The following is a 15622-nucleotide window of genomic DNA, read 5'->3' on the forward strand; positions in this document are numbered from 1 at the left end:
CTATACACTAAAAAAAGGTGTATGAAAATAGAGGATGAAGATTTAATAAGATCGGGTCGGCTCTTCGCAGGGGTTCATTTCCCGAAGGGTTTACGGGAAGAGCTGATCCGTGCGATAGAAGATGGTGTTCCCAGAAGTGTTATAGCTTACCGTTATAACGTTTCCCGGAGTGCGATAAGTGGTTGGATGCGGAATCATAGTTCCATAGCATACCAGCAAAAGCAAGTCGGGGCTCATTTGACAGATGTTGAAAAAAGATCGGTAGTGCGTTTGATTGAGCAAGGTACCCTGACCCCTTATGCGGCCAGGCAGGAGCACGGGATCAGTGGTAACACTTTAACTAAATGGCTTAGGGCATTCCGGAAAGAAAATGTCGAACTTGCCATTTATGATCCATTTGAGATGAAGGATAAGCCCGAACTACCGGACAGTGAAAAGGAAGCTTTAAAGAAGGCGCTGGATGAAGCGCAAATGAAGATCAACGCTTTAAATACGCTCATTGATGTAGCACAGGATCAGTTTAACATCGCCATCAGAAAAAAAGCTGGTGCCAGGCAGTCAAAATCATGAAGCAGGATTATCCCCATTTAGGCTTTGGGTTTCTTTGCAGGCTGTTTGGCAAAACGCGCCATGCCTATTACGATCATCTATGGAGAAGTGAGCATGATTCGATGAAGGAGGAGATCATTCTGCAGCTTGTCCATGAAATAAGGGGGCCGTTGCCCCGGCTGGGGACCCGGAAGATGCTTTTCTTGTTACAGCCCATGTTGGAGTCACATGGCATTTCGGCCGGGAGGGATTACTTGTTTGAGTTATTCGGTGCCCATAAGCTGCTGATCCGTCAGCGCAGGAAGAAGATCTTCACTACAGACTCCCGCCACTGGATGCATAAGTATTCCAACCTGGTGGCGGGCGTGGCTATTATACGCCCGGAACAACTGTGGGTGAGTGATATGACTTACATCAGGGTGATGAACCAATGGGGTTACCTAAGCCTGGTCACGGATGCATTTTCGAGGAAGATCATGGGCTATTGTTTCCGCAGCGATATGCTTGCATCGGGCTGTGTAGCAGCCTTACAAATGGCCCTCGATAACCGCAGCTACAGCGGGCAGCCGCTGACCCATCATTCAGACAGGGGTTCACAGTACTGCTGCAGGGATTATGTGGGGTTGCTTAATTGCCAACAGATAGCTATTAGTATGACGCAAAACGGTGACCCCTATGAGAATGCACTGGCAGAGCGGATGAACGGTATCCTAAAGAGCGAATTTAACCTGTACAGCAGTTCATCAAACTTTGAGCAAACCTACGGGAAGATCCATAACAGCGTTAAGGCTTATAACGAATTAAGGCCCCACGGCAGCTGCGATTACTTAACACCATGCCAGGCGCACAGGCAAGCGGGTGTATTGGCAAAGCGATGGAAGGCCTATGCCGGCAAATGGCAGAAGGAAAAACCAGCGGTTTTGCCGCTGCAATAAAATCCAACACAAGTTATTCACAAAAAAAGGAGGCCTGGCAAAAAGAAAAAAGAAGCAAAAAAAGAAAAACGTGCCTGAAAATGGAAAACTCTCCGAGTTTCCCACATTCAGGCACGACAAACAAACAACAAGTCAATTATTGATTATCTTTAAAAAAAAGACCTGTATAGTTCCTTTAGGATTAATAAGCTATAAGGTATAGGTTTTACAGGATTTACTCAAAATCTGTATAGCTATTTCAGGACGGGGCAGTGACAATATTATAGTGAAAAATATGTTAACCCTGATTATTTTTAAATTATTGAATATCAGCCATTTAAAAATAAATTATTGAAATTGTGTTAAGTTATGTTAACCCTAATTAAATCCGTCCAAAGGAGTGGAATAGCACAGAACCACTGCCTTGGCAGATGAAATTCCATCTAAATTCAGCGTGGCTTCTGTTATATATTTTCCCATTTCCCGCTGTCTAAACTACGGTAAATGGCATCTACTACTTTCATGTCTTTCAGCCCCTCCTCACCCGGCACACGGCTTTGCTTGTTGAGGGCAACGCATGTGGCAAAATCGTCCATCTGTGCTGCTTGCTGTATAATGTTGGGGATATCCATATGCTTGCCATTTATTTTGCCGTCGAGCCCGCCGTAGCCAAAGGCTGGGTCCAGTTCAAAGTTGCCTTTTTCGGTTGTTACGTGCAGGTAGCCCCAGTTGTTGTTGTAGCTGCTTTTGCCTGTTACTTTAGCGCCACCGGGGAACTTCAGCTCCCAAAAAACCGTTTCGTCTACTTCTTTAAAAAAATCAGGGCGTTTTTTCTCCTGGGTAGCTTTTACAGCAATAGGTTCCTCGCCCAGTGTATACCGCGAACCTTGTATGGCGTAAATACCCATATCCATTAAGCCGCCGCCGCCGGCCATTGCCTTTTTAAGTCGCCATGCGTTAGGGTCGCCTCCGTATGTGAAGCCGTTGCCCGTATCTATAGTGGTGACTTTACCCATAACCTTTTTTTGCCCCAGGCGCATTACTTCCTGCGTATGCGGTTCAAAATGCAGGCGGTAGCCTATAGACAGCAAACGGTTTGCCTTTTTACAGGCGGCTATCATATCGCGGCATTCGGCAGCGTTGAGCGCCATTGGTTTTTCGCATAGTACATGCTTGCCCGCCTTTGCCGCGCGGATGGTAAACTCTTTGTGCATACTTACCGGCAGCACAATGTACACAATGTCGATATCCGGGTTATTGGCTATCTCATCAAAATTTTGGTAATTGTATATGTTCTTTTGAGGAATGTTGTACTTTTTGGCCCAGTCTACCGCCTTTTGCGGCGTACCGGTTACTAAACCGGCCAGGTAACAGTTATTGGTGTGTAGCAGCGCCGGGGCAAGCTGTCCGCTGCTGTAATAACCGAGGCCAACCAGCGCTACACCCATCTTTTTCCCTTTGGCCAGGGCGGATATAGCGTTGCCGAGCAATAAAGCGCCGGTGGCTATAGATCCTTTTTGAATAAAACTACGACGTGAAATTTGGGTACTTGTTTTCATAACTATAAATGGTTTGATGTTTGGCATTTAAAGTTAGCGGAAAATATTGAAAGTTGGAGAATGGTTGCTCTTTTGTGCTTCGTTAGGTTAGGCAATGGATTATGACAAGCCTGTGGATGTTCATTTTTTCGCGGCATTTTTTTTAAGGCGCTCAAGAGGGCTTCGCCGTTCTTTTGACACCAAAAGAAACGCACCAAAGAAAAGTGCCGGCCACGTTACGTTCTTTAAAAGTTAGTGCTCCTTCAGTGCCTATGCTACCCGAACGTTCCTGATGCCGGTTTTTTTCGGCTTCGTTGGGTTTCTCGGGCTGCAATTGCTAACTTTTATATAATCGGTGAGATCTTCGTTTAGCTACCAATGCCTGCCTTATACTTCTTAATGGCCCGAATAATGGATTGCACTATTTCGTTCTGGCCTTCATCGGAGTTGAGGTAGCGTTCGTCATCAGGGTTATTGATGAAACCGGTTTCTATCAGCAGCCCGGGCATGCCGCTTTGCTGTAATACCAGTACGCCCTGCTCTTTTACACCTACGCTGGCGCGGCCGTCGGTTTCGGTGAACTCGGTGTTCAGCAATTCGCCAAACTGTACGCTTTGTTTGCGGTAGCGTTGCTGAAACGCGGCCAGCACTATGGCGTTCATGGCTGCATCCTCACCGTAACCGTTGTATTTTTTCTGGTAATCTTTCTCCTGGTAAATGGAAGCGTTCTCGCGCAGGGCCTCTAACTGCTCCTGCTTGCGGTGGAAACCATACAACAGCAACATAGCGCCGCGGCGGGTACCCACACGCTGCGGCGTAGAGTTGCAATGGATAGATATAAATAGATTGGCTTTGCTATCGTTGGCAATTTGGGCGCGGTTGTGCAACTCGATGAATTTATCTGTGCTGCGCGTCATGATCACATTAATATTCGGGAGCTGATCGTTAAGCGCGTCGCGCAGTTTTTTGCCGATGCTTAGCGCCACCGCCTTTTCGTTGGAATAGGCCCCATGGGCACCAGGATCTTTACCGCCATGCCCCGGATCGATAACAATTGTTTTGAAACGGAACGATCCCGTAGAATCTTCGGTTTTAACAGGCGACTGTGCAAACGCCGGGCAAGCCCCGGCCAAAAAAAGTATAGTACAAGAAAGCAACGCGGCTCTTGTAAGCGGCTTAAAAAACATGGCGCAAAGATATACGATTGTTTTTGGGTATAAACCCTGTGTTTTTGAATTATTTGCAGGCATTATTTGGTTATAAACTGGCTACCCCCTATAAAGGATAAAAGGCGTGCTATTGTTTTGGGTATGACTGCAAACCTGCACCCGGGTTTAATTGCAACAACTGTTAAACAAAAGGCACATGCAAAAAGATGAAAAAAAAGACGCGAAGTATCGCTTTTCTACCGTATTTAACTAAGCAATATTATGTTTTTCTACAAAGGCGTTTACCCGGGCAATTAGCACTTGCTTTAACTTGAAAGAGACCGAGCTGTTTTTTAAGTGATTCGCTGTCCCAAAAAAATTCCCCTGAAATTAATTTCTTTCGTAACCTATTGTATACTAAATCCGTAATAATGCACATAAGAAAGCTACACCATGAACACCATATTTACTAACTCATTTACAACGTTTTCCTTTTTTCTGATATTGGGAGCTCTGATAGTTTACCTTATTTTAAAATTCGATAAACTCCAGCGCAATAAAATGAGCGGTATTTTGGCACAAACCCGCGATGTGCAGCCACTATTCGTGGCGAAAGCTATTAACCATAAACTAAAAGCCATAAAGCCCGAGCTGAATGCTGATAGCCGCCGCGACATTGCCAAGCAGCTTGACGAATTGGTTGCCGCTTATGATACCGGGCGGGTATCATTACCAGAATACTGCCACAAATTAAACAGCCTGCTGGCTATGGTTGCTTAATTTATCCAACTGTCAAATTGTCCCGGTTGCAGGGTCCGCCTATACTTGCTTTCATAGGTAATTTTGGTTTAACATCCCTTCTCATTCCTATTTGCTAAATTTGGCGCCTGATGACGAGCGCCAGCCAACCCACCGATAACTTACAAATAGTTACCACTGCCGATGGTTCCAACACCATTTATAATGCGCAGGTTGGTGAAAACTATCATTCGCGCAATGGTGCGGTGCAGGAGAGCCGGCACGTGTTCCTTCAAGCGGGCCTTAACTATTTTTTAAATCTTAGCCCTACCCCACCAAAGACGGTAAGCATACTGGAAGTGGGCTTCGGCACCGGGCTTAATTTCTTACTAACTGCCGATCTCTGTTTCGCCGAACAACTCAAATTAGATTATACCGGTATAGAGGCTTACCCGCTAAGCCCCGAAATAATTAGCCAAACCGGCTATGAAAAGTATGTTACCAGTGCCACCTGGCAGAGTTTTTTAGATAGCTACCCAGAATCGCTTACGGGGGCAACATCCCTAAACGATTTTGTTCAGCTACGCACGGCGCATTGCCCGCTGCAAGCTTTTAATTCCGCCCAAAAATTCGACCTGATTTATTTTGATGCCTTTGCCGCCGCCAACCAACCCGAAATGTGGAGCGAGGCCGCTATTAACCATACGCTCAGTTTTTTAAAACCCGGCGGCGTATTTGTTACCTACGCCATAACCGGCAACCTAAAACGCACCATCAAAGCATTAGGCTTAAAAGTGGAGAAAGCCCCCGGAGCACCAGGCAAACGGGAAATGCTGAGGGCGGTAAGCAGTTTGCAGTAAGCGGTGCCAGTTGCAGTTGGCAAACCTGCAACAAACAAAATATCAACCGCAAACTAAGCACTATTAACCGGTGAAGATAAGCAAACTGCCCACTGCTAACTCACAACTGTTAACTATCTTTGCCCACATGCCACTAACGCCGCCTATTACTTCTGCAACGCCTTCAGGCGCTTTTGACCGCCTGCTTACTATCATGAACGACCTGCGCACCAACTGCCCCTGGGATAAGAAACAAACCCTGGAAAGCCTGCGCCACCTCACCATAGAAGAAACCTACGAACTATCTGACGCTATACTGGGTGGCGATATGCAGGAGATCAAAAAAGAGCTGGGCGATATTATGCTGCACCTGGTGTTTTATTCGCGCATCGCATCCGAAACGGATGATTTTAACATTACCGGTGTACTCAACAGCATTTGCGATAAGCTGATCAACCGCCACCCGCATATCTACAGCGATACCGAAGTAAGCAGTGAAGAGGACGTAAAGCGCAACTGGGAGCAGATCAAACTAAAAGAGGGGAATAAATCGGTACTGGCGGGGGTGCCTGCATCATTACCTGCCCTGGTAAAAGCATCGCGCATACAGGAGAAAGCCCGCGGCGTTGGGTTTGATTGGGATAACAAAGGCCAGGTTTGGGCCAAAGTAGAAGAAGAATTGCAGGAGTTTAAGGATGAGTTTAACGTAGTTGATGATACCGCGATAGACCAGGAAAAAGCCGAAGCAGAATTTGGCGACCTGTTATTCTCGCTCATTAACTACGCCCGTTTCATCAACATTAACCCCGAGGATGCACTGGAAAAAACCAATCGCAAATTCATCAAGCGGTTTCAGTATCTCGAAAGCAAGGCCAAAGAGCATGGCAAACAGCTGCAGGATATGAATTTAGCAGAAATGGACGTATTTTGGAACGAGGCGAAAAAAACCTAAAAAATATAAAACAGCTTGTAGCGTTTTAAGTACCAACCCCGTAACCCTTTATAACTTAACATAAAATGGAAAAAAGATCTACTTATTTATTGCCGGCGGTGGCAATAGCTATATTAATGGCAATCGGTTGTGCCCCTAATAAAGAAAGCGCGCCGGTGCCTACTCCCATTGGCACGTTTTCCGGTCAGTTCCGCAAATTACACCGTGCTAAGGGTGCAACAAAAATTGACACTTCAAAGGCTAATATACAGTTAGTACTGGAAGACGGTGGCACCTATAAAGTATTGGGCGATACCGCTACCCTGCATGCCGGTAGTAAAGGCGGCTACAATATAGGTGGGAGTGTAATAGCATTTCAGGATGCAACCTTCACAACAGCGACTGATCCTAAAATACATTTATACGGATACTACTCCTTTTATTACGACGGCAGCAGCGTTTTCCAAATGGTGCTTAACAGTGCCGATACGCTGAGCTTACAGTACGACCTTAAAAAGGTAAACTAAACAATAGCATATACTATTTTTGTTCCCGTGGCTTTATTGATAAAAGCCACGGGAATTTTATTGTAAAATACCTGCGCCCCGGTGTAGCGTTTTACAATAAACAACCGTAATTATTTACACTTAGCAGAACTAACAGTATTTAATGCATCTAACCCAACGCATTACTGAAGACGAAATAGTAAGTAAATGCAAAACAGGCAGCCTGAAATACCAGGAATTGCTGTATAAGCAGTTTTACGGCTATGCTATGGGTATAAGTGTACGCTACAGCCTTAACCAGGATGATGCATTGGAAGTTGTAAATGATGCTTTTATAAAAGTGTTTAATAATATAGATACATATAACACCGATAAGCCCTTTAGGGCCTGGCTGCGAACCATAGTGGTTAATACGGCCATTGACAGGCGACGTAAAGAACTGAAACACCAGGCCACCACAGATCTGGATAACGCGGTTGGCGTGGGCAATAACGCCAGTGCCATAGACAGTTTAAACGCACAAGACATTTTAAAGCTGATGAAGCGCCTGCCGCAACTACAGCTTACCATTTTTAACATGTATGAAATAGATGGCTACAACCATGATGAAATAGGCAAAATTTTAAACCTGCCGGCCAGTTCATCACGGGTTTATTTGAGCAGGGCCAAAGATAAGTTAAGGCAGCTATTAACAACAGAAACACAAAGCCATGGATGAGCAGTTTGATGAAAAACTAAAGAGCCGCATCACGGAGGTGTTTGATAATTACGAATTACCTCCGGCCGATGAAGCGTGGCTGGAACTCCGCAAAAAGTTCCCGGTGAAACAGGAACGCAAAATTGCCTGGCTTTGGTGGAGCAGCGCCGCGGCGATTTTATTGGTGTTTTTAGGCGTAGGCTTATGGCTGATAAGTAAAAATAATGCAGCGAATGATCTATTAGCTACCAAACCGGCAAAGCACGTGATACAGAAGCTTGATAGCGCACAGATGGCCGAGGCGGCAAAAACGCACATTGCCTGGGTAAAACCGCCGCAACCGGGCGATAATGATAATATAACTATCGATGCCGATAGTGTGGGCAAAAGTCGGCCCGTAACACATTCTGCATCTGATAATTACAATGCAGCGAATAACAAATTATCAAAGAAACAATACACGCCTTTTGGCAACACCCACATTAATACCCTGCCTGTTGTTGCAGATGGCACCCAAAACAATAGCATCTCGAAACCGGATCAAAACGCCGATATCGTTGCGGCTAACCCGCCAGCAGACAAACAAGTGCCTGTAAACACAACTACCCTCCCCGATGTACAAAAGCCGGCAAATGTTAAAACCGACCAGCAGCAGGTAGCTAAAATTGATGTGCCTGTTGCCGTTACAGATAACAGCCAAACCAACGCCGTTGCCAGCACAAAAACCAATAGTGTTGCGCAGCAACCTGCTAAAACCATTGATGATCTTTTTAAAGATAACCAACCAAAGGTGGTGGCCCAGCAAAAGGCGGATAAGAAGGATTTGAAGAAAGTGAACTTCAGCGTATACGCGGCAACTTACGTTAACTATGCCGAAGGCAGTGCCAACCAGGTAAATGCCGGCGCGGGCTTTACTTCAGATATCCGCTTAGGCAGAAAAGTAAAACTTTCTACAGGGGTTTCATTGGCGCAGAACAGCTTTAGCTATGCCGGCCTGCCCCCGGTAAGTAGCAGCAACCGGGCATTGGCCGCTGATGCAAGCCCGTCAATAAAGCAGGGTGGCCTGTTTAGTCCGGCTGCATCTGTTGCCGAACTACGTGGCTCAAATGCAAGCCTGGTAGGGTTGGATATCCCTATCAACATCAAATACGAGTTTAACCCCGAGAAAAGTGATACTTATATCTCGGCAGGTTTAAGCTCGGGTACCTTTATAGATGAGCGCTACACTTACCGGTATGCCTACCACAATAACAGCGGTTTTGCTAACTCAACAGTAACCACGCAGAACCAAACGTCAACCCAAAGTTTCAGCAGCTTTTACTTCGGCAAAACGCTGAACATTTCGTTTGGCACCGGTTTCCCTATCGGCAAAACAAACAGGCTGGTTATCGAGCCATTTTTGAAATACCCGCTTGGCGGTATGGGTGCCCAGGCTATACATTTCGGTGCCGGAGGCGTTAACCTGAAATTCAATTTCAAAGCAACCAAAAAATGAAGAAACTTCTACTAAGCCTTGTTTGCGTATTTGCCTGCACAGCATTGCTGGCACAAAAACTGGAGGTAACAGCCGGGGCTTACTCGGGTTTGTTTAAGTACAGTGGCGAATCCACTGCTTCTTCTTCATTTATCAATTCGAGTGTAACTCCTAACGTAGCTCCTTCGTCATACACCAATAACCCTTACGGTAATAAAATTGGATTTGGGTTTGGCGTAAACGGCCAGGCCCAACTGGTTGGCAAAGGCGGTTTTATAATAGGGCTGCAGGCTGCTTACGAACAACTGAAAAGCAAAGTAGACATCACCGGGGTAAGCACCTATAACCCAATTAGCAGCAGCACCAGCGTACCGTTTGACGCTGAAGGAAGCACCGCTTTAAAAAACAACATCATCAACCTTAACCCATACTTCGGCTACCGTATACCATTCACCAAAATTAAACTCGATATTTTAGCAGGTGCCGATCTCGGTTTCATCAGCAGCACACACGAAAAAGGCATTGCCCATGCCAACGATGGCAAAACCTACACCACCGACCTTGACCGCACCACCGTAACGGAAGATTTCAGGCTGCGCTTCGGCCTTGTCGCCAGCTTAAACAAGTTCAGCCTTAATGCCAGCTACGCCAATAGTATATCTAATTACATGGGTGGTTACATTGGCGGAGGCTCGCACAATGCACATAGTAAAGTGATAAGGATCGGTTTGGGGTATCGGATTTTTTAGTGTTTTTCGCGTTGGTTTATTCCCTTATTTAAACCTTATAGCCCTCACCGGGGAGATCCGGCTTACCAGCATACTTGGTATGATTAATACCAGCAGGCAAATGATCAGCGTGGATATATTGAGCAATAACACATCGCTCAGCTGGAATTTGATGGGGACGAACGTCATATAATAACTTGCCGGGTCCAGTTTAAAAAAGTGGGTGGATTCCTGGAAGTAACCTACGCCAAGGCCCAGTAAATTGCCCAGCAGCAGCCCTATCCCTATCAGATAAGCCGCATTGTAAAGAAATATCTTTTGGATAACCCAGTTGCGCGCGCCCATGGCTTTAAACATTCCTATCATGGCCGTTCGCTCCAGTATCATGATCAGCAGGGCCGATATCATGTTGATAACCGCTACCGCCGTCATCAACACCAGCATTACTATAATGTTTACATCCAGCAGGCCCAGCCACTCAAAAATAGTGGGGTAGTTGTCAAACAACGTGTACGATTTTAGCAGAATGGGAAGCTTGTTATCAATCCAGTCGGCAGTTGAGTTTATCTTGTCGAAATCGGTCAGCCGCACTTCGTAGCCACCAATTTCCCCTTTGTTCCAATCGTTAAGGCGCTTGATCAGGTTAATATCGCCAATGATGAAGGTTTTATCCACCTCATCAACCCCAATACTAAAAATGCCTTTTATCTTTAATTTTCGTTTGCGCGGGGTTTCCTGTATAAAATAGATCAGCAGGTCGTCACCGGCTTTTAGCTTAAGGCGGTTAGCGGTTATCTGCGATATCATCACCTGCTTCATGGCCTCGGCGCTGTCCCTAAAATCTATCACCGTGCCTGCTACCAGCACTTTTTCAATATACTTCCAGTCGTAATTTTTATCAACGCCTTTCATCACCACGCCTTCTATTTCGCTGTTGGCCTTTATAATTCCCGGCTTGGTAGCATAAGGGTTAATAGCGGCGACGTACCTGTTGGCTTTTAGCCTGGTTATGAGGTCGGCATCTGAGATAAAAGAGGAGTTTTCGTAAGAATTGTTCAGATCTGACTTTACGATCTGTATGTCGCCCGCAAAGCCGCGAACTTTTTCGCGGATCTCCTGTTTAAATCCACGGATAACGGCCAGCGAAAGTATCATAACCCCAAGCCCCAGCATAATGCCAATGATAGCTATGCGTACAATTAATTTTGAAAATGTACGCTTACTCTTTAGTATAATGCGGCTTGATATAAAACGGGCGAAACTCAATGCTGAATGATTTTTGTACCTTCGCAAATATGCGTTTTTAAGGTTAAACAAGCCGCTTTTAAATTTGCTTTAAATAATGAATTTATGATGAGGATAAAAATATTGCTACCCGCCGCGCTTATTTGCTGCCTGTTTTTTACCTGCGATAACCTGGCGCAAACGCCCAAAAGGCATCACAAACTGGCCATTAAAAAAATGGTGCCGCCAGTTACCCCCGCAGCAGACCAGGTGCCCGTTTACCTCGATTATCTGAAAGGCAAAAACATAGGGATGCTGGTAAACCAAACATCGGTTATCGGCCCAAAGAAAGTGCCCGTTGTTGATAGCCTGCTGAAACTGGGCGTAGCGGTGAAAAAGATCTTCGGCCCCGAGCACGGCTTTAGGGGTAATGCCAGCGATGGCGCTACCATTAACGATACCAAAGACCCGGTAACTGGGTTGCCCGCAATCTCGCTATACGGTAAACACTTCAAACCAACACCGGAGGACCTAAAAGGCATCAACCTCATGATATTTGACGTACAGGATGTTGGCACGCGTTTTTATACCTACATATCTACCCTGCACTACGTAATGGAGGCCTGTGCCGAAAATAACGTAGAACTCATGATACTGGACCGCCCAAACCCCAACGGCTATTTTGTGGACGGGCCAACGCTTGATACCGCCTTCCGCTCCTTTGTGGGGATGCACCCCATCCCCGTGGTACACGGGATGACCATAGCCGAATACGCCCAGATGATAAACGGTGAGGGCTGGCTGAAGAACAAAGTACAATGCAAGCTCAAAATAGTTAAGGTGGCCTATTACACGCACGATAAGCCATATAAATTACCCGTTAACCCATCGCCAAACCTCAACTCAGATCAGTCTATTTTGCTATACCCGCACATCTGTTTTTTTGAGGGGACTAATATTAGCCTGGGCCGGGGAACTATGGAACCCTTCCAGATCCTGGGCAGCCCCTTGCTTAAGGGAAAGTACCCTTTTTCGTTTAAACCGGTAAGTATCCCGGGGATGAGCGATAATCCGCCTCTGAAAGACCAAATTTGTTATGGAATTAGCTTAAAAGATTACAATACCGACACCCTAAGGCAACAGAAAAAGCTTAACTTAGCGTGGCTGATCAGCTTTTACAAAGCGTACCCTGATAAGGAATACTTTTTTATAGCATACTTCAACAAACTTGCCGGTAACGAAATGCTTAAAAAGCAAATTATTGCCGGTAAAACGGAGGCTGAAATAAGAGAAAGCTGGGAGCCTGCCCTATCAAATTTCAAGGTAACACGCAGCAAATATCTGCTGTATAAATAGCAGCCGCAGTTGAACACCGCAACGCTATTAAGCTCTTTTTTGTTTTTACGCTAAATCTTAATCTACAAGCAGATGAGAATAATTTTTATGGGTACCCCCCAGTTTGCCGTTGCGTCGCTCGATGCCTTAATAACCGCTGGTTGCGATGTTGTGGCCGTTATTACCGCCCCCGATAAACCCGCGGGCCGGGGCCAAAAAGTAAACGAATCTGCCGTGAAACAATATGCTGTAGCAAATCACTTAAAAGTACTACAGCCCGAAAAATTAAAGAATCCCGATTTTTTAAAGGACTTGGAAGCCCTGAAAGCCGATCTGCAGGTGGTGGTTGCCTTCCGGATGCTGCCCGAGGTTGTTTGGAGCATGCCCTCCAAAGGCACCATTAACTTGCATGCCTCCCTGTTACCACAATACCGCGGCGCGGCGCCAATCAACTGGGCCATCATCAACGGCGAAAAAGAAAGCGGCGTAACTACGTTTTTCCTTACTCATGATATTGATACCGGGCACATCCTCTTCACCGAGAAAGTAACTCTAAAAGGCACCGAAACCGCCGGAGACCTGCACGACTGGCTGATGAACAAGGGCGCCGGCCTTTTGGTAAAAACTGTAAAAGGTATAGAAAGCGGCCGCTACAGCCAGCACCCGCAGGATCACTTTACTGAAGGTGTTACGCTGAAACACGCGCCAAAATTATTTAAGGAAGATTGCCTGGTAGATTTTAACCAGCCAGCCGAAAAGGTATATAATCTTATCCGTGGTTTAAGCCCATCACCCACCGCTTACACAACCATAAACGATAAAGTGCTGAAAATATACAACGCCACTTTTGAGATAACCGAACCGGGCGTATCTGCCGGGGCCTTTGTTACCGATAATAAAACCCGTTTAAGGTTTGCCACCAAAGACGGCTACATAAGCGTTACCGACGTGCAGTTGGAAGGTAAAAAACGCATGGGTATTGAGGAGTTTTTAAGGGGGAATAAGTTTTAGCGAGAATTTGGCGCGCAAAGGCGCTAAGCAGAAAGATGTTTCTGAAAACTTGGCGGCTGAATACCGATGTTTTCTTAAAATCCAAAATCTTAATTTTGCCGTTTATTTCTACAACATGACGGAACAGAGCGCAAGGATAGCACAACTACAAACTGAAATTGAACATATTCGTGAGCAACTTATAGCCCACGAACTTTACCATAATATTAACACACTGGACGATCTGCATACCTTTATGCAGCACCACATTTTTGCCGTGTGGGATTTTATGTCGCTACTGAAAGCCCTTCAGCAAAACTTAACCTGTACTACCCTGCCCTGGATGCCCGTGGGCAATGCCAATACCCGCTATCTTATTAATGAGATAGTTACCGGCGAAGAAAGTGATGTGGACCATACCGGCGAGCGTACTAGCCATTTCGAATTGTATTTGAAAGCGATGGAACAGGCTGGGTGTGATGCATCAGCTATACTGTCTTTATTTGAGCAGCTAAGCAAACATCCCGAAGTTAGCACCGCGTTAATTAAAGCAGATATGCCAACTGCAGCCCGCGAGTTTGTATCACACACCTTTGACGTAATAGCAACAGATAAACCTCACTTACAGGCAGCCGTGTTCACCTTTGGCCGCGAAGACCTGATCCCGGGCATGTTTATAGAGATGGTGAAGAAACTTAACGGCCAGCTACCCGGTAAGGTGGACATACTGCTCTATTACCTAGAACGACATATTGAAGTAGATGGTGACCACCATTCCCAACTTGCCTACCAAATGACAGCCGAACTTTGCGGCAACGATGATAGCAAATGGGCAGAAGCAACGCAGGCTGTTAAGGCCGCATTACAAGCAAGATTAGCTTTGTGGGACGGGATATTGGCAGGAATAAAGGAAGAGGTTGTGGAAGGGTAAATTTCCTGCACCATGTCATTTCGAAGGAAGCGCAGCGATGAGAAATCTTGTACGCCGTGCCTGTAGACGCCCTGCCTGTATCCTACCTGCATAGTTTGGATGCATGGCCTCTAAGATTTCTCTTCGCCCGCCCGCTACTTCCCCGCCGCGCTCATCGAAATGACATAAAGGGCGGTAAGGACTGGTAATATCTACAACTTATTCAATTCATCCATCAACCCCTTGCTTACCCGGTTAAAATAGCGTTTTACACCGTAGCCCATTACCCATTGAATACCGCTGGTGGCGTTGGTTAAAAACACCTCGTCGGCTTCGTTTAATATCTCGGGATTGATCTGGGCTTCGGTAATAGGGATGCCGCTATCCTGTGCCAATTTAATCACTACCTGGCGCATTACGCCTTCTACGCAGCCTTCGCTAAGGGCGGGGGTGTACAGGTGGTTTTGATACCACACAAAGATATTGGCCGCGCCTGCTTCACATAAAAATCCATTTGCATTCAGCAAAAAAACCTCATCCAGCTTATTTTGCTGCTTAAAAAGCCCCGCCATTACATATAATAGTGAATTACAGGTTTTTATGGTGGAAAGGTAATTGAGTGGTTTGGGTAATTCGCTATAAATATCCATGATCAATCCGCGTTCGTTCAAAAAATAGCGGGGCTCATCCAGAGGACTTATCTCCAGGCAAAAGCCCATTTTATTTTGAGTAGGTGTGTATAAGCCTTCCGCCTCGCGGTAAACGGTAAGGCGAACCCTGCCGTGGCGGATCTTATTGCGACGGCCAAGCTGCTCCACTTGTTCGCGCAGAAACCAGGTATCGGCCTGCGAGTAACCATCTATTTTAAGCGCTTTCATCCCGCGCTGCAGGCGTTCGGCGTGCAATTCGGCAAATTGCAGTTTGCCCTTCATCAGGCGCATACTCTCAAACAAGCCGTCGCCATACTTAAAACCACGGTTGGCAATGGTAAGCAATATGCTATCCTCAGGGAGTATTTCGCCGTTAAAATTGATGTACCTGGCAGACATGCTAAGATTTGAGATATGAGATGTGGAATTTGAGATTTGCTTGGGTATTTAA

The 15622-nt window shown here is 46.0% G+C and carries 16 protein-coding genes; 12 read left to right on the forward strand and 4 right to left on the reverse strand.

Annotated elements, in window-relative coordinates:
- The coding region (locus ABIX36_RS25325) for a hypothetical protein (protein ID WP_348084961.1) at positions 1–570 on the forward strand (570 nt) is incomplete at its 5' end.
- Positions 567–1484, forward strand: coding sequence for an IS3 family transposase (locus ABIX36_RS25330; protein WP_348084962.1), 918 nt, complete (start codon positions 567–569; stop codon positions 1482–1484). The genes ABIX36_RS25325 and ABIX36_RS25330, both read left to right, overlap by 4 nt.
- A gap of 443 nt (positions 1485–1927) precedes the next feature.
- On the opposite strand, the gene ABIX36_RS25335 is transcribed toward ABIX36_RS25330, so the two are convergent.
- The gene (locus ABIX36_RS25335) at positions 1928–3022 is read right to left on the reverse strand and encodes a Gfo/Idh/MocA family oxidoreductase (RefSeq protein WP_348084963.1); all 1095 of its coding nucleotides are present in this window, start codon (positions 3020–3022) and stop codon (positions 1928–1930) included.
- A 347-nt stretch (positions 3023–3369) separates the two neighbouring features.
- A complete protein-coding gene (locus tag ABIX36_RS25340) occupies positions 3370–4251 on the reverse strand; it encodes an N-acetylmuramoyl-L-alanine amidase (RefSeq protein WP_348084964.1) in 882 nt (293 codons plus the stop codon).
- Between the two features lie 459 nt (positions 4252–4710).
- Between ABIX36_RS25340 and ABIX36_RS25345 the strand changes: the two genes are divergently transcribed.
- The 7 genes from ABIX36_RS25345 (at position 4711) to ABIX36_RS25375 (ending at position 10083) form a co-directional block, all read left to right on the forward strand.
- Positions 4711–4929 carry a hypothetical protein gene (locus tag ABIX36_RS25345; RefSeq protein ID WP_348084965.1) on the forward strand — a complete coding sequence of 73 codons (219 nt, stop codon included), beginning with the start codon at positions 4711–4713 and terminating at the stop codon, positions 4927–4929.
- A gap of 110 nt (positions 4930–5039) precedes the next feature.
- On the forward strand, positions 5040–5747 hold the full coding sequence (gene mnmD, locus ABIX36_RS25350) for a tRNA (5-methylaminomethyl-2-thiouridine)(34)-methyltransferase MnmD (protein ID WP_348084966.1): 708 nt from the start codon (positions 5040–5042) through the stop codon (positions 5745–5747).
- 127 nt (positions 5748–5874) lie between these two features.
- Positions 5875–6678, forward strand: coding sequence for a nucleoside triphosphate pyrophosphohydrolase (mazG, locus tag ABIX36_RS25355; RefSeq protein ID WP_348085113.1), 804 nt, complete (start codon positions 5875–5877; stop codon positions 6676–6678).
- 65 nt (positions 6679–6743) lie between these two features.
- Positions 6744–7184 carry a hypothetical protein gene (locus ABIX36_RS25360; RefSeq protein ID WP_348084967.1) on the forward strand — a complete coding sequence of 147 codons (441 nt, stop codon included), beginning with the start codon at positions 6744–6746 and terminating at the stop codon, positions 7182–7184.
- Positions 7185–7326: 142 nt separating this feature from the next.
- The gene (locus tag ABIX36_RS25365; protein WP_348084968.1) at positions 7327–7881 is read left to right on the forward strand and encodes an RNA polymerase sigma factor; all 555 of its coding nucleotides are present in this window, start codon (positions 7327–7329) and stop codon (positions 7879–7881) included.
- On the forward strand, positions 7874–9355 hold the full coding sequence (locus ABIX36_RS25370) for a hypothetical protein (protein WP_348084969.1): 1482 nt from the start codon (positions 7874–7876) through the stop codon (positions 9353–9355). The genes ABIX36_RS25365 and ABIX36_RS25370 overlap by 8 nt, the downstream gene beginning before the upstream one ends.
- Positions 9352–10083: an outer membrane beta-barrel protein gene (locus ABIX36_RS25375; protein WP_348084970.1), complete on the forward strand. Its 732-nt coding sequence runs from the start codon at positions 9352–9354 to the stop codon at positions 10081–10083. Before ABIX36_RS25370 ends, ABIX36_RS25375 begins: the two co-directional genes overlap by 4 nt.
- A 24-nt stretch (positions 10084–10107) precedes the next feature.
- Here the strand turns inward: ABIX36_RS25375 and ABIX36_RS25380 are convergent, their stop codons facing one another.
- Positions 10108–11328 carry an FtsX-like permease family protein gene (locus ABIX36_RS25380; RefSeq protein WP_348084971.1) on the reverse strand — a complete coding sequence of 407 codons (1221 nt, stop codon included), beginning with the start codon at positions 11326–11328 and terminating at the stop codon, positions 10108–10110.
- Between the two features lie 84 nt (positions 11329–11412).
- Between ABIX36_RS25380 and ABIX36_RS25385 the strand changes: the two genes are divergently transcribed.
- The 3 genes from ABIX36_RS25385 (at position 11413) to ABIX36_RS25395 (ending at position 14542) form a co-directional block, all read left to right on the forward strand.
- The gene (locus ABIX36_RS25385) at positions 11413–12642 is read left to right on the forward strand and encodes a DUF1343 domain-containing protein (RefSeq protein ID WP_348084972.1); all 1230 of its coding nucleotides are present in this window, start codon (positions 11413–11415) and stop codon (positions 12640–12642) included.
- Positions 12643–12714: 72 nt separating this feature from the next.
- On the forward strand, positions 12715–13632 hold the full coding sequence (gene fmt / locus ABIX36_RS25390) for a methionyl-tRNA formyltransferase (protein ID WP_348084973.1): 918 nt from the start codon (positions 12715–12717) through the stop codon (positions 13630–13632).
- Positions 13633–13747: 115 nt separating this feature from the next.
- On the forward strand, positions 13748–14542 hold the full coding sequence (locus tag ABIX36_RS25395) for a DUF3050 domain-containing protein (protein WP_348084974.1): 795 nt from the start codon (positions 13748–13750) through the stop codon (positions 14540–14542).
- A 191-nt stretch (positions 14543–14733) separates the two neighbouring features.
- Here the strand turns inward: ABIX36_RS25395 and ABIX36_RS25400 are convergent, their stop codons facing one another.
- Complete coding sequence (locus ABIX36_RS25400; RefSeq protein ID WP_348084975.1) at positions 14734–15570, reverse strand: aminotransferase class IV; 837 nt, start codon at positions 15568–15570, stop codon at positions 14734–14736.
- Positions 15571–15622 lie beyond the last annotated feature (52 nt).

This window comes from Mucilaginibacter sp. (assembly GCF_039925265.1).
Classification (GTDB): Bacteria; Bacteroidota; Bacteroidia; order Sphingobacteriales; family Sphingobacteriaceae; genus Mucilaginibacter.

What these genes read in the sequence shown, in the direction of transcription:
- ABIX36_RS25330 (WP_348084962.1), top strand. Translation starts at nt 567, where the DNA reads ATGAAGCAGGATTATCCCCATTTAGGCTTTGGGTTTCTTTGCAGGCTG.
- ABIX36_RS25335 (WP_348084963.1), bottom strand. Translation starts at nt 3,022, where the DNA reads ATGAAAACAAGTACCCAAATTTCACGTCGTAGTTTTATTCAAAAAGGA.
- ABIX36_RS25340 (WP_348084964.1), bottom strand. Translation starts at nt 4,251, where the DNA reads ATGCCTGCAAATAATTCAAAAACACAGGGTTTATACCCAAAAACAATC.
- ABIX36_RS25345 (WP_348084965.1), top strand. Translation starts at nt 4,711, where the DNA reads ATGAGCGGTATTTTGGCACAAACCCGCGATGTGCAGCCACTATTCGTG.
- mnmD (WP_348084966.1), top strand. Translation starts at nt 5,040, where the DNA reads ATGACGAGCGCCAGCCAACCCACCGATAACTTACAAATAGTTACCACT.
- mazG (WP_348085113.1), top strand. Translation starts at nt 5,875, where the DNA reads ATGCCACTAACGCCGCCTATTACTTCTGCAACGCCTTCAGGCGCTTTT.
- ABIX36_RS25360 (WP_348084967.1), top strand. Translation starts at nt 6,744, where the DNA reads ATGGAAAAAAGATCTACTTATTTATTGCCGGCGGTGGCAATAGCTATA.
- ABIX36_RS25365 (WP_348084968.1), top strand. Translation starts at nt 7,327, where the DNA reads ATGCATCTAACCCAACGCATTACTGAAGACGAAATAGTAAGTAAATGC.
- ABIX36_RS25370 (WP_348084969.1), top strand. Translation starts at nt 7,874, where the DNA reads ATGGATGAGCAGTTTGATGAAAAACTAAAGAGCCGCATCACGGAGGTG.
- ABIX36_RS25375 (WP_348084970.1), top strand. Translation starts at nt 9,352, where the DNA reads ATGAAGAAACTTCTACTAAGCCTTGTTTGCGTATTTGCCTGCACAGCA.
- ABIX36_RS25385 (WP_348084972.1), top strand. Translation starts at nt 11,413, where the DNA reads ATGATGAGGATAAAAATATTGCTACCCGCCGCGCTTATTTGCTGCCTG.
- fmt (WP_348084973.1), top strand. Translation starts at nt 12,715, where the DNA reads ATGAGAATAATTTTTATGGGTACCCCCCAGTTTGCCGTTGCGTCGCTC.
- ABIX36_RS25395 (WP_348084974.1), top strand. Translation starts at nt 13,748, where the DNA reads ATGACGGAACAGAGCGCAAGGATAGCACAACTACAAACTGAAATTGAA.
- ABIX36_RS25400 (WP_348084975.1), bottom strand. Translation starts at nt 15,570, where the DNA reads ATGTCTGCCAGGTACATCAATTTTAACGGCGAAATACTCCCTGAGGAT.